Genomic DNA, 13,759 nt, shown 5'->3' with positions numbered 1-13,759 from the left:
CCTGATCAATTGGTTGGGGCCTTTTTCTTGTTAAGATAAAGGACCAGCCGATGCCTCTTGATCTTGAGTTTGTGCGCGCGCAATTCCCTGCCTTTGCCGAACCGTCGTTGCAGGGACAGGCTTTCTTCGAAAACGCCGGGGGGAGCTACACTTGCAAACAGGTCATTGATCGCCTGTTTCGCTTCTACACGCAGCGCAAGGTGCAGCCCTATGCCGACTACGAGGCATCACGGCTAGGCGGGGAAGAGATGGACGAGGCACGCGTGCGGATGGCTGCCGTCCTTGGTGTGGATACGGATGAGTTGAGTTTTGGACCATCAACCACGCAGAACACCTATGTCCTGGCGCAAGCCTTCGCCCAGATGATGCAGCAGGGTGAAGCGATCGTGGTGACCAATCAAGATCACGAGGCCAACACGGGCCCATGGCGGCGTCTGGCGGATCGGGGGATCGAAATCCGTGAATGGCAGATGGATCCCGGCAGCGGCCACTTGGATACCGCAGCGCTGGAAGACCTGCTGGACGAAAATGTCCGGTTGGTCTGCTTTCCCCATTGCTCAAACGTGGTGGGAGAGATCAACCCGGTGACCGAGATCACCGCGCTTGCCCATGCCGCCGGGGCGTTCGTCTGTGTCGACGGCGTCAGTTACGCGCCGCACGGCTTCCCCGATGTTGGCCATCTTGGCCCCGACATCTATCTGTTCTCGGCTTACAAAACCTACGGTCCGCATCAGGGTCTGATGGTCATCCGGCGCGCCTTGGGAGAGTTGCTGCCGAACCAGGGACACTACTTCAACGCTGACAGCCTCTATAAACGGTTTACTCCCGCTGGGCCCGATCATGCTCAAGTGGCCGCATGTGCGGGCATGGCAGATTATGTGGACGCGCTTTACGATCACCATAAAAGCGGTGGTGGAGCACAAGTGTCCCCGCGGGGACAAGTCGTTCATGACCTCATGCGCGAACGAGAAATCGACGCGTTGACCCGGGTCATGGATGCTGTGAAAGACCGCAATGATCTGCGTGTTATAGGTCCCACGGACGCGGCGATCCGTGCACCAACCGTTGCGTTGGATTTGGGACGTGACCCGGTCGCAGTAGCCGCCCGCCTTGCCGATCATGGTATCATGGCCGGAGGTGGGGATTTCTATGCAGTCCGGGCGCTTCAGGCCATGGGGGTCGATCCGGATCAGGGTGTTTTGCGGCTGAGTTTCACACACTACACGAATGATGCAGAGATTGATCACCTTCTGACGGCCCTTGACGCGGTTCTTTGACGTAAAGGCAACCTGCGACAACTTGATCCATCGGCGCGCGTGCTACGTAAGCCTCGGTAAGAAAAGGGAACGGGGCGTTGAGCAGCACACCGATCATCATGTGGTTTCGCCGCGATCTGCGGTTGAGCGATCATCCGGCTTTGAAAGCCGCCTGTGACAGCAATCGGCCCGTCATTCCGGTCGTGATCCGTGACGCCAGTGTGGATGATCTGGGCGCTGCGCCAAAGTGGCGTTGGGGATTGGGCGTTGAACATCTTGCCCAGTCTTTGGACGACAAAGGCAGCAGATTGATCTTCCGCTCGGGCGACGCTTTGGACGTTTTGCAAAAGCTGATCGCCGAGACTGGAGCAGGGGCGGTTCATTGGTCGCGCCTTTACGATCCGCAAGCTGTGGAGCGCGATACAGCAATCAAAGCTGCCTTGAAAGATCAGAGCATTGAAGCGCGCAGTTTCGGTGGCCATCTGATGTTCGAGCCATGGACGGCGGAGACAAAGACTGGCGGCTTCTACAAGGTCTACACACCGTTCTGGCGATCAGTGAAGGACCGGGAAGTTGATGCGCCGCTGTCTCTGCCGGGGCGCATTCCAGCGCCTGAAAGCTGGCCTGAGAGCGAGGTGTTGGCTGACTGGGCTCTTGGCGCAGCTATGAACCGTGGGGCAGGCGTTGTCCGCCCTCATGTGCGGCTTGGCGAAACCGCGGCACAGTCACGGCTTGGCGATTTTATCGAAACCAAAGTCGCCGGTTACGTCGAGGGCCGGGATATTCCGGCCGAAGACCGCACGTCGAACCTGTCAGAAAACCTGGCTTTGGGTGAGATCAGCCCGCATCAGTGTTGGCATGCAGGCATGCGGGCGCTTCATGAAGGCAAGGCAGGGGCAGAAGTATTCTTGAAGGAACTGGTATGGCGTGAGTTCGCGTACCACCTGATGCATCACACCCCCCATATTCTGGATCGCAACTGGAAAGAACACTGGGACGGGTTTCCTTGGAACGAAGGCGAAACCGCAGAGGTCCTCGCTTGGAAACAGGGGCGAACCGGTATTCAGTTTGTCGATGCCGCGATGCGCGAGATGTACGTAACAGGCCGCATGCACAACCGGGGCCGCATGATCGTGGCATCCTATCTATGCAAGCATCTGATGACGCATTGGCGGATCGGTCAGCAATGGTTTGATGACTGCCTGATTGACTGGGATCCGGCAAGCAATGCGATGGGGTGGCAGTGGTCAGCGGGATCAGGCCCCGATGCGACGCCGTATTTCCGCGTGTTCAACCCGGTGACCCAACTGGATAAGTTCGACAAGAACCGCGACTATGTCAGCCGGTGGATTGCCGAAGGCCGGCGCAATCCGGCGCCGGAGGCGCTGTCATATTTCGACGCGATCCCGCGGTCATGGAACCTGTCGCCGAATGACATCTATCCCAGCCCGATTGTACCAGCGGATGAGGGGCGGAAACGGGCGCTAAGTGCTTATGAAAACCGTAATTTCTAATGACAACCGCGTGCGCATGGTTGCGCGGCTCAATGTGTCAAGCTAACTTGACAAAAACACGAACGGGGAGCGTGTATGATCCTTACTACGACTGACGGCCAAACGGGCTTGCCACGCTATTTCGCCCGTGTTTTCAGCATGGCTCAGGGGATGAACAATGGCCGGGTGGATTTCATCCTGCCGGACGGTCGCCACTTTCGGGCCGAGGGACCAAACCCCGGTCCGGTGGCAGAGGTGCATATCCACAACGATGACCTGTTTGCCCGGCTGATCCGTGAGGGTGACTTGGGTTTTTGCGATGCTTACCTTGACGAGTGGTGGAGCACGCCAGATCTGCAATCCTTTATGGATTGGGTCCATGCGGACAACGACAACATCTATGACGGGTTTCCCGGCATGGGTCTGGTGCGCCGGTTCGAGAAGTTCCGCTTTTGGTTGCAGCGCAACCATCGCGAACAAGCCCGCAAGAACATCAGCTATCACTATGACCTTGGCAACGAGTTTTATGGCCTTTGGCTGGATGACACGATGACGTATTCATCAGCCCTGTTTGAGACGGGGCAGGAAAGCCATGAGGCTGCGCAGATCGCGAAATACGCGAGCATGGTAGACCAGATGGGCGCGCAGCCTGGGGATCATATCCTTGAGATCGGGTGCGGTTGGGGCGGGTTCGCCGAATATGCGGCCAAGGAACGCGGATTGAAGGTCACAGGTCTGACCATTAGTGAAGAACAGTTTAAGTACGCGCAAGATCGCATTGAAAAAGCAGGACTTTCCGATGTCGTGAACTTCAAGCTGCAGGACTATCGGGATGAGCGTGGCACTTATGATGGCATCGCCTCGATCGAGATGTTCGAGGCGGTCGGAGAGAAGTACTGGCCCGTCTACTTTGAGACGGTCAAACAGCGTTTGAAACCCGGTAAGAATGCCACGTTGCAGATCATCACCGTGCAGGACCGCCGTTGGAAGGTTTACAAACGTGGCGTCGACTTTATCCAGAAGTACATTTTCCCGGGTGGTATGCTTCCCAGCCCATCTGTTCTGCGTCAGCAGATCATCAAGGCAGGTCTGGGCGTCGAGACATCCATTGAGTTTGGCCAAAGCTACAACATCTCACTCAGACGCTGGCATGAGGCGTTCAACCAGAGGTGGGACCAGATTGCCGATATGGGATTTGATGATCGATTTCGTAGAATGTGGAATTTTTACCTCACCTCTTGCGCGGCGACCTTTGAAAGTGCCAACTGCGATGTAACGCAGATCACGATCAAACGACCTGGATAGCCATGAAAGACCAAAAATATGCCTGACGCAGCCAAGTTAGTGGCCGCTTTGGGCCTTGGGCTATTGGCCTTTATCGTGTCGGGCATGATCATGCCGTTGTTCGAGGAAGACACGAACTTTGGCTGGTTTACCTACGTGAATATCCTAGTGGGCGCGATCACCGGTTGGATGGTGATTGGCTCGCGCGCGGGGCGTGGGCTTACATCGGCTGTCAATGTCGGGCTTACTGGTCCGATTGTCATGGTCTTCTGGGCACTGTTCGTGCAGTCGTGCAACGAGATGGTGCGTATCGCCATGAAGAACCGGTACGATGGCGCGTTTGAGGCCTTGCTGGCAATTTTTCAGATCGGATCGGAGTGGGCGCTTTTGATGAGTACGGTCCCCATCTGGGCGACATTGCTGATCGGCGGGGCGATCACGGGTGTTTTAACCGAATATGCGTGGCGCACCTGGCGGTGAGACAATGAACAGTTTGTTTTGCTATGGCACGTTGCAGCACGTGCCGCTGCTTGAGCGCGTTCTGGGGCGCAGCGCCGACAGCATCGATTTGGCCCCTGCATCCTTGCGTGACTACGTCGCCTTGTCCGAGCAGGAAGGGCACTACCCCGTTCTGCGCCAACGTGCCAACGCTGAAACAGCAGGTATTATTGTGCGCGGCCTTTCGACCGAGGATTTCGCACGGCTGAACTACTATGAGGGTGGTTTTGATTACGAGTTGCGCGCCGTTACGCTGACCTCTGGCGAGGCCGCGGATGTCTATGTTCCGGGTCAAACGGTTTCATCCACTGACGATGTCTGGGACTTTTCCGCGTGGCAAGAGCGCTGGGGTGCAATGACCGTCTGGGCCGCCGAAGAGGTTATGGATGGCTTTGGCAAACTGAATGCCGACGATGTGGCCCGTCGGTTTCCACGTATCCGTGCGCGCGCCTGGAGCAAGGTGCTGGCGCAATCGGGCCGACACGGGCAGGGGGTTCTGGATGGGCGCGTGGATATCGTGTCGCATACGCGGGCCCACACGAATTTCTTTGCAATGGATGAGGTGGCGCTGCGCCATGAGACTTTTGGCGGCGGTATGTCTGATCAGATCGAGCGCGCTGTATTCGTTTCGTCCGACGCTGCGATCGTATTGCCCTATGATCCGGTGCGGGATCGGGTTTTGCTGGTGGAACAGATCCGTCTGGGTCCAATCGGTCGGAACGATCCGGTACAATGGCAAATGGAACCTGTTGCCGGATTGATTGATCCTGGCGAAACCGCGGAAGAAGCCGCGCGGAGGGAAGGGGCCGAGGAGGCTGGGCTTGAGTTTCGCCTGCTTGAACCTGCTGGCGAGTGTTATGCCTCGCCCGGTGCAGCGACTGACTTCTTTCATCTGTTTGTCGGGATCTGCGATTTGCCCGATGACAGTGCCGGTATTGGTGGTCAGGAAGACGAAGGCGAAAACATCCGCAGCCACCTGTTGTCTTTTGTAGATCTGCTTGAGATGGCCGATGATCGCCGGGTTGCCAATGCGCCCCTAGCGTTGCTCACCTATTGGTTGGCCCGCCACCGTGCGCGTTTGCGCGCCGCTGTGTGACCCAACGCGGCTTGAGGTCGCCGGATACCACAGCTACACCTTTCGTGAATGACAAAAGGAACTCGCCCATGCGTTACGCGCCTGATCTGGCTTCGGCCATTGGAAACACGCCACTGATCAAGCTGCGCCGCGCCAGCGAAGAGACCGGCTGCACGATTCTGGGCAAGGCCGAGTTCATGAACCCTGGTCAATCGGTCAAGGATCGCGCGGCCCTGTCCATCATCCAGGAAGCCGTGGCCAGCGGCGAACTGCGTCCGGGCGGCACGATTGTCGAAGGGACAGCAGGTAATACCGGCATCGGCCTTGCGCTGGTTGGTGCGTCGATGGGGTTCAAAACCGTCATCGTCATCCCCGAAACGCAGAGCCAGGAAAAGAAGGATATGCTGCGGTTGGCAGGTGCAGAGCTGGTGCAGGTGCCCGCGGCGCCATACCGCAATCCGAACAACTTTGTACGCTACTCCGGTCGTTTGGCCGAGGAGCTGGCAAAGACGGAACCGAATGGTGCCATCTGGGCCAACCAGTTCGACAATGTTGCCAACCGTAAGGCCCATGTCGACACCACCGGGCCGGAGATCTGGGAACAGACAGATGGCAAGGTGGATGGCTTCATTTGCGCAGTCGGCTCCGGCGGTACGCTGGCAGGGGTGGCCGAGGTCTTGCAGCCCAAGGGCGTCAAAATAGGTTTGGCAGACCCCGATGGCGCGGGCCTGTTCAGCTACTACACCACCGGCGAGATCGCGATGGAGGGCAGTTCGATTGCTGAAGGGATCGGGCAGGTGCGCATCACCAAGAACCTTGAGGGGCTGACGCCTGACTTCAACTACAACGTTTCGGACGCCGAAGCGCTGCCCATTGTCTTTGATCTGCTGGAACATGAGGGGCTGTGCCTTGGTGCGTCTTCGGGTGTTAACGTGGCTGGCGCCATTCGTATGGCCAAGGATATGGGGCCGGGCCACACCATCGTGACGATCCTGTGTGACTTTGGCACGCGCTATCAGTCCAAACTGTTCAATCCGGACTTCTTGCGGGAGAAAGAATTGCCGGTGCCACAATGGCTTGAGCAAGGTCCTTCAAGTATTCCCGGCGTCTTTGAGGATGTATGATGGGCCTGACGTGGCTACGCGCTGCGGTTCTGTCCGTTTGTCTGGCGCTGCTGGCAACGCTTGCAGTCGCGCAAGCTGACGGGCCAGACTACGACCGGTGGCAAAACACCGCGACCCGGGCGGAACAGGCCGTTGAAGCGGCCCGCGCCTCGGACCAGGCATTTGAAATACTGAGGGCAGAGGTCGCCGGATGGCGGCAGCAGTTTCAAAACCAACTGAGTGCCAATGACAGCCGCCTGCAAACCCTGCGCGATCAGATTGCAGCCCTTGGTCCGGCCCCGGAGGAGGGGCAGGACGAGGCAACTGAGATCGCGGATCGCCGCGCTGAACTGAACGCACAGCTTGAACGGCTCAGCACGCCGCGACGGACCGCCGAGGAAGCGTTCAGTCGCGCCAACGGGGTTATCACCGAGATTGATGATATCCTGCGCCAGCGCCAAACCGATGCACTGCTGAACATGGGACCATGGCCGGTCAATCCAGCCAATTGGCCCGGTGCGATGCGCCATGCGCAGGATACGATGATTGCTGTTGTCGCTGGTGTGCGGCAAGCATGGCACAATCCGTCCCGCCGCTCGAATGCCAGGGACAACCTGCCGCTGATCGCGGTCTTGCTGGTTGTTGGCGTCGTACTTCTGGCGCGGTCGCGGTATTGGTCGGAGTTGCTGGCCGTACGCATTCAAAGGTCGGATACGCGGTCAGGCGCCCGGGTGGCTGGGTTCATCGTGTCCCTTGGACAAATCCTTTTCCCGATGCTGGGACTGGTTGCATTTGTGCGCGCGGTACGCGCCACCCAACTGTTTGGCCCGCGCGGTGACCTCCTGCTGGATACTCTGGAAGTTGTTGGGCTGGTCCTTTTCTTTGCCCGCTGGCTCGCCAGCCGACTGTTTCCCAAGGACGAAGCGCTGCGCGTGTCATTTACGGTGCCGGCGCGTCGTCGGGCCGAAGGACGCATATATGCCGTGACTCTTGGCATTGTCTTGGCGCTTTACATCCTCCTGGCAGAGTTTTCTGATTTCGATCGTTACGATGCAGGTTCGGATGCGGTTCTGAACTTCCCGCTGATCGTTCTGGCCTGTCTGATGCTGACGCGATTGGGCTGGCTGCTGCGCCGCCGTGTGCGCGACGCGGCGGAAGGCGCTGACCAGGAAATTCCCTATGGTGACCGTATCATCGCCAGTGTTGGTCGGTTGGTTATCTTGGTGGGGCTTGTTGCCCCAATTCTGGCAGCACTTGGGTTCGGGGCGGCTGCCAAGTTCCTGACCTATCCCATGATCCTCACGCTTGCGCTGATCGGTATGGTGGTTCTGTTGCAAGGTGTTATCCGCGATACCTATGCCACGTTGCGACCGGGTGATGGCGCCCGAGACAGTCTTGTGCCGACTTTGCTTGGCTTTGTGGTCGTTCTGTTGGCGATCATCCCTCTATCCCTGATCTGGGGCGCACGTGTCACCGATCTGACAGAGGTGTGGGCGACCATTCGATCGGGACTGACCATCGGCGACATGACCATTTCGCCGGGCAGTTTCTTTACACTCCTCATTGTCTTCACTGTCGGATACCTGATCACGCGCGCCGTGCAAAATGCACTCAAGGTGTCTGTCCTGCCCAAAACGCGGATCGACCCCGGCGGTCAGGTCGCGATTGTATCTGGTCTTGGATATGTCGGCATTTTTCTGGCTGCCCTGTTTGCGATCACCGCAGCCGGTATTGATTTGTCCAGTCTGGCCATCGTCGCGGGGGCCTTGTCAGTTGGTATTGGTTTTGGCCTGCAAACCATCGTGTCCAACTTCGTGTCGGGCATAATTCTGTTGATCGAACGCCCGATATCAGAGGGCGACTGGATCGAAGTGGGTGGGCAGATGGGCTATGTCCGCTCGATCTCGGTCCGGTCCACGCGGATCGAAACCTTTGATCGCACGGACGTTATTGTTCCGAACGCGGACCTTATTTCCGGTACTGTCACGAACTATACCCGCGGCAACACGGTGGGGCGTGTGATCATTCCGGTCGGTGTGGCCTACGGTACTGACACCCGCCGAGTCGAGGCCGTGCTGAAAGAGATTGCCGATGCGCATCCCATGGCCCTGGCCAATCCACCCCCGGCTGTCCTGTTCATGGGGTTTGGTGCCGACAGTCTCGATTTCGAAATCCGTATCATTCTCCGCGATGTGAACTGGATGTTGGCCGTCAAGAACGAGATTAACCACCAGATCGCTGCCCGGTTCGAAGAAGAGGGGATCGAGATACCCTTTGCCCAGCGGGATGTGTGGCTACGCAATCCCGAGGTGTTGCAGGCCGGTCCCAAAGTAAAAACGCCCCCATCTGCGCCGCCGACCAAAGCGCATCTGGAAGAAAGTGATATGGACCCGGATATGCCGGGCGAAGATGGAGATGGCAGATGACAACGCCCTTGTTCCGCGAAGACGCCTATTTGCGCGATGCCAGCGGTGTCGTGACAGGTCACACGCCCGAGGGCGGGATTATCTTGGATCAGAGCATCTTTTATCCGACGGGCGGTGGGCAACCCGGCGATAGTGGAACGCTCAGCTGGGATAGTGGTGCATTGAGCATTGCGACCGCAATCAAGGGAGACGGTGACGGCATCATTCTTGTCCCGGCCGAGCCACGTGCCTTGCCCGGCCTTGGTGCGACCGTCATGCAAAGCCTCGATTGGGAGCGCCGTTACGCCCATATGCGTGTGCATACAGCGCTTCACTTGCTGTCTGTGGCGCTGCCTTTTGGTGTGACTGGAGGGTCGGTCGGGGCCGGGCGCGGGCGGCTGGATTTTGACATGGCCGACGCGCCGGAGGATCGTGAAGGCCTTCAAGACGTATTGAACAGTCACGTGACCAGCGACATGCGGGTGCGTGCCGAGTGGATCAATGAGGCGGAACTGGATGCCAATCCGAGCATGGTCAAGACGTTGTCGGTGCAACCGCCGCGCGGGGCGGGTGAGATCCGCCTGGTTCGCATCGGCGAAGGCGACGCAACGGTCGACCTGCAGCCCTGCGGCGGCACGCACGTTGCGCGGACAGGCGAGATCGGCGCGCTGCGCATCGGCAAGATCGAAAAGAAGGGGCGGATGAACCGCCGTGTTTACCTGCATCTGGACGGCTGAAAAATTTAGTACGTAACCTGCTTGCATCCCCATACCCGAATTGGATAGAGACGGCGGTGGACAGGTGGCCGAGTGGTCGAAGGCGCGCGCCTGGAAAGTGCGTAGGCGGGAGACCGTCTCGAGGGTTCGAATCCCTTCCTGTCCGCCACCCAACCTTTTTCCCGGGTTGCCCCCACGTCGCTCAAATTGGCTTTGATCTTTGTTTCTAGGGACTTTGGCGAAGCTTGCGTTTTCTGGGTTTCTTCTGATTGATGCCGTTTGTACGTATTCAGTGGTAGGGAAATCGAAAGGTCTCAGGTCAGGAGAGAACCGGGTAGCGGCTATTCGAGACGCCAAGGTATGCTACGTGTTGTGTGTGAGTTCTTCCACTGGCTCATTGGGTTGCGTGGGTCTAAACGCGATCTAGGGCGCAATGAGCGGGTCTATCTCAAAACAGCCCTTGAAGGACGCCCGGATTGCGAGGATCTCAACCCCGCGCCCGATCCCTGTGGTTGACGTTATCCATAAAGCTTTCGACGCCATGCCCGATGGCACCAGTCAGCAAAAGCGACGGGGCGTCGATTGCCTTGCTGATGCCAACAGGCGCACGGATTGGGGCAGCAACTCCCCGGCGTCTCAAACACCTTGATTTGGACGCCAAGCGCATCTTCCAGGACCCACGCGAAGTACATACCAAGTTTGCTGAACCGCTGAACACGGCGTTCTTTCCGATGGGGGCAAAGTTTGTAGATGCGTTAGCCGCGTCTCTCGCTCGTCTCTAGGACGGCCTTTACTTAGGCGCAGAAGAACCGTTGTTTCCCTCGTTTTGATCTGACGGATCTGTTTCAGTCAGGCAAGCCCAGCGCTTTCTTTCGATCTGTCGCCCATTTCATGATCGTCAGATCGAATGTCAGCGCCATGAGCGACACGCAAATCCCCAGAACAAAGTTCTTGCCCAGATCCGTACCTGCCAGAGTGCGTTGCAATTCCTGCCCCAAATCCTGGGTGCCGATAAAGGCCGCGATAATGACCATGAAAAACGCAAACATAATGGCCTGGTTGAACCCCACGGCCATCGTCGGCAATGCCAAAGGCAACTGCACTTTCAGCAGCTTTTGCATGCGTGTGGCACCTGCCATGTCGGCAGCTTCCGTCATCTCTGGTGGCACCGTTCGCAGCCCTTCGATTGTGTAGCGGGTCAGCGGCACCATCGCAAAGATCAGGATGGACATTACAACCGATGTCGCCGTGATGCCGAACAGCATGATGGCCGGGATCAGGTAGATGAAGCTGGGAAAGGTCTGTGCCGTATCACACGCCAGAAGCACCCGGCGTGACCATTTTTCCGAGCGGGCAGCGGCGATGCCCAACGGCACGCCGATCAACAATGCCAGCATGACGGCCGAAATGACGGAATAGAGCGTGATCACCGACCGGTCCCACCACCCCGAAAGCGCGACAAGGCCAAAGAAGATCGCGGCATAGATGGCGGGGCGTTTGCCCCCAAGCGAGAGCGCAAAGGCTACAACCAGCAAGATGAATGCGGGCGTCGGGATTGAGAGCAGGAAGTCGCGGAACGGATTAAGTATCCAGACATTCAGAACGTAGCGGATTGACTGTGTTGTGTTCTGCACTGGATCGAACGCAAGAAACGCCTTTATCGCCGTATCGATCTCCTTGCCTTGGCTGAAGTTCTGCTTGCGCCCGATTTCGGCAAACACTTGCACGAATTGCGCCGCGATGCAGAAGAACACAAAAACAGCAATGCCCGTCAGCAGGTAGATATGCCGGCGCCACCAGGGCGTGTCGCGTTCAAAGTGCTCGGGTTGCTTGACGACCCATGCCTTTGACATCCGGTCCAGCATCACCGCCAGCAATACGATCGTCACGCCAATTTCGAACGAGCGTCCCAGCTTGAAACTGCCCATCATCGCCAGCAGCTTGGCACCAAGGCCAGGCATCCCGATAAAGGCGGTCAGCACCACCATCGCCAGGCACAGCATGATGACTTGGTTCACGCCCACCAGGATCTCGGTCCGGGCGGATGGAAGATAGACATGGCGCAGAAGCTGCCACTTGGTGCAGCCACTCATGTTACCCGCTTCGACCACTTCGGACGGCACCTTTTGCAGGCCCAGCGTTGTCATCAGGATCATGGGTGGGATGGCGTAGATTGTCGTCGCCACGGCCCCGGCGGTTGGGCCGACCTTGAAGAAGATGACAGCGGGCAGCAGGTAAGTGAAGAAGGGCAGCGTTTGCAGCACCGACAGGATCGGCTTGATGGCCCGGTTCACGGTTGCGTATTTCCACGCAAGGATACCGAGGCCGAGGCCGATAAAGAACGCCAACGGCGCCGCGACCATCAGCACCGACATGGTTTCCATTGCGATTTTCCACTGTCCGATCAGGGCGGTCCAGATAAACGTGCCCGCACCCAGTAACGCCATGCGCCAACCGCCAAGGTAGTAACCGATCACCGCGGCCACACCAGCCACCGCAGTCCACGGGATCGGGCCAAGGTGCGGCCATCGGCGCTTGCCGAACATCAGGTTGGCAGTGGCGTCCAACAGCCATTCCAACCCTTCGGTCAATGTGCGGGTGAGAGCCAAAAGGCCCAAGTCATCCTTCACAAAGTTAAAAAACACATCCAGCCACGCGGCAAAGGGCGGGATCAGTGCGTCAGGAATGCGATGCATCGCTTCCGGCAAAAGCCCGCCATAGCGCAGGATGGTTAAAAGAACGGCTGAGATCAGAAATACAGAGGCCCACTTGCCCCGCGTCCATTGCGCCACGCCGGAGGTATCTGATTTCAGATCGCTCGCGACATCTGCCATCAGCTGGCCTCCAGCAGGATTTCCAACGCCGCCGCACGGTCCATCCCGCCGATTACCTGGCCGCCTTTGGCGACGGGGATGATCGCGCGAGTGTCCTGCACCAGCAGGCGCGCAAGGTCCTGAACGGAGGCCGTTGCGTCCACTGGGTCACCTTCGCCGTTGGTACCTTCGCGTGCCAGAACACCCGCATGGACGACGCGAGCCTTGTCGATCTCCTCGGTAAACTTGCGGACATATTCGGTGGCGGGGTTCAGAACGATCTGGTCGGGCGTGTCGCATTGCTCGACTGCGCCGTCCTTCATGATGGCAATCCGATCGGCAAGGCGCAGCGCCTCGTCAAAATCGTGGGTGATGAACACGATGGTTTTGCCCAGCAATCCCTGCAAGCGCAAGAATTCGTCCTGCATCTCGCGTCTGATCAGCGGATCAAGCGCAGAGAATGGCTCGTCCAGAAACCAGATATCCGGTTCGATGGCGAGACTGCGGGCAATGCCCACACGCTGCTGTTGTCCGCCCGAAAGTTCGCGCGGGAAATACTCTTCACGCCCTTCAAGGCCCACCAGCTTGATCACTTCGAGGGCACGTTCGCGGCGCGTGTGTTTATCCTGTCCGCGCATCTCGAGCGGAAAGGCCACGTTTTCCAGCACGGTACGGTGCGGCAGCAGGCCAAAGGATTGGAACACCATGCCCATCTTGCTGCGACGCAGTTCAATCAGTTCTTTTTCGGACAGGGACATCAAGTCCTGCCCTTCGACGGTGATCGTCCCGCCGGTGATGTCATGCAGACGCGAGAAACAGCGCACCAGTGTCGACTTGCCAGATCCCGACAAGCCCATGATGACCAGCATCTCGCCCCGGTTGACGTCGATCGACACATCCTTGACCCCGGCAATATAGCCATCGGCCTGGATGTCGTCGAAGCTGTGCCCGGCGGGCATGGACTTCAGATATCTCTTGGGATCAGGCCCAAAGATCTTCCACGCGCTTTTGCAGGAAATCACGGTGTCGGCGGTCATTTTTATGCTCTCTCCTCACCGGACTGGGCGCCGGTGTTCAAAACGCCCGCCCGGAGTGTAACCCCGGACGGGCGCAAGG

11 protein-coding genes and 1 tRNA gene are annotated in these 13,759 nt (G+C 58.2%); 10 read left to right on the top strand and 2 right to left on the bottom strand.

Going from position 1 to position 13,759, the window contains the following annotated elements; translation table 11 throughout:
• Positions 1-50: 50 nt before the first annotated feature.
• From AC53L6_RS21155 to AC53L6_RS21110, 10 genes are all read left to right on the top strand, one after another.
• Positions 51-1,277, top strand: a complete 1,227-nt coding sequence (locus AC53L6_RS21155; protein WP_496909279.1) for an aminotransferase class V-fold PLP-dependent enzyme — start codon at positions 51-53, stop codon at positions 1,275-1,277.
• Positions 1,278-1,375: 98 nt separating this feature from the next.
• Complete coding sequence (locus AC53L6_RS21150) at positions 1,376-2,770, top strand: cryptochrome/photolyase family protein (protein ID WP_496909364.1); 1,395 nt, start codon at positions 1,376-1,378, stop codon at positions 2,768-2,770.
• A gap of 75 nt (positions 2,771-2,845) precedes the next feature.
• The gene (locus tag AC53L6_RS21145; RefSeq protein WP_496909278.1) at positions 2,846-4,054 is read left to right on the top strand and encodes a class I SAM-dependent methyltransferase; all 1,209 of its coding nucleotides are present in this window, start codon (positions 2,846-2,848) and stop codon (positions 4,052-4,054) included.
• Between the two features lie 18 nt (positions 4,055-4,072).
• The gene (locus AC53L6_RS21140; RefSeq protein ID WP_299196304.1) at positions 4,073-4,513 is read left to right on the top strand and encodes a TrgA family protein; all 441 of its coding nucleotides are present in this window, start codon (positions 4,073-4,075) and stop codon (positions 4,511-4,513) included.
• Between the two features lie 4 nt (positions 4,514-4,517).
• Positions 4,518-5,627, top strand: coding sequence for an NUDIX domain-containing protein (locus AC53L6_RS21135; RefSeq protein ID WP_496909277.1), 1,110 nt, complete (start codon positions 4,518-4,520; stop codon positions 5,625-5,627).
• Between the two features lie 68 nt (positions 5,628-5,695).
• A complete protein-coding gene (locus AC53L6_RS21130) occupies positions 5,696-6,730 on the top strand; it encodes a cysteine synthase A (RefSeq protein WP_299605569.1) in 1,035 nt (344 codons plus the stop codon).
• Positions 6,730-9,135, top strand: a complete 2,406-nt coding sequence (locus AC53L6_RS21125) for a DUF3772 domain-containing protein (protein ID WP_496909276.1) — start codon at positions 6,730-6,732, stop codon at positions 9,133-9,135. The genes AC53L6_RS21130 and AC53L6_RS21125 overlap by 1 nt, the downstream gene beginning before the upstream one ends.
• Positions 9,132-9,851 (top strand): alanyl-tRNA editing protein, encoded by a 720-nt coding sequence (locus AC53L6_RS21120; protein WP_496909275.1) that lies wholly within the window; start codon positions 9,132-9,134, stop codon positions 9,849-9,851. Before AC53L6_RS21125 ends, AC53L6_RS21120 begins: the two co-directional genes overlap by 4 nt.
• 58 nt (positions 9,852-9,909) lie before the next feature.
• Positions 9,910-9,999: transfer RNA gene (locus AC53L6_RS21115), tRNA-Ser, on the top strand.
• 379 nt (positions 10,000-10,378) lie between these two features.
• Positions 10,379-10,612, top strand: a complete 234-nt coding sequence (locus AC53L6_RS21110) for a hypothetical protein (protein WP_496909274.1) — start codon at positions 10,379-10,381, stop codon at positions 10,610-10,612.
• 63 nt (positions 10,613-10,675) lie between these two features.
• Here AC53L6_RS21110 and AC53L6_RS21105 read toward each other — a convergent pair whose 3' ends face one another.
• Positions 10,676-12,664, bottom strand: a complete 1,989-nt coding sequence (locus tag AC53L6_RS21105; protein ID WP_496909273.1) for an ABC transporter permease — start codon at positions 12,662-12,664, stop codon at positions 10,676-10,678.
• Positions 12,664-13,680: a quaternary amine ABC transporter ATP-binding protein gene (locus tag AC53L6_RS21100; protein ID WP_496909272.1), complete on the bottom strand. Its 1,017-nt coding sequence runs from the start codon at positions 13,678-13,680 to the stop codon at positions 12,664-12,666. The genes AC53L6_RS21105 and AC53L6_RS21100 overlap by 1 nt, the downstream gene beginning before the upstream one ends.
• Positions 13,681-13,759 lie beyond the last annotated feature (79 nt).

It is taken from the genome of Tateyamaria sp. LSS28 (assembly GCF_059611725.1).
The sequence above is the reverse complement of the archived record's forward strand: the minus strand, read 5'-3'. Positions and strand labels throughout refer to the sequence as shown.